The 229-nt window shown below is 65.1% G+C and carries 1 protein-coding gene; it reads right to left on the minus strand.

Translation table 11 applies throughout. The features are described 5' to 3' along the window. Nucleotides 1-229 (minus strand): hypothetical protein (locus EOC06_RS40880; protein ID WP_206631220.1); only part of this gene is annotated, 229 nt, incomplete at both ends.

Below are 229 nucleotides of genomic sequence, written 5' to 3' on the forward strand. Positions count from 1 at the left end.
CCCTCGTAACTGCTCGAGCGAGCAGGCCGGCATTGTAGACCAAAGCGTTGTCGCGCGCCCCCGCCGGCACGAAAGACGTGATCTTGGTGTTGCCCGAGGACGAGAGCTCGAAGCCTTCGGCCTTCAGGGCCTCGCGCAGGAGACCCTCGACACCCTTGGGCAGCGCGGGGAGGGCGCCGATGACGTCGATCAGTTCACAGTTTGCGACGTAGGCGTTACCCGTATCCGG

The organism is Mesorhizobium sp. M7A.F.Ca.MR.362.00.0.0, assembly GCF_004023175.1.
Taxonomy (GTDB): Bacteria; Pseudomonadota; Alphaproteobacteria; order Rhizobiales; family Rhizobiaceae; genus Mesorhizobium.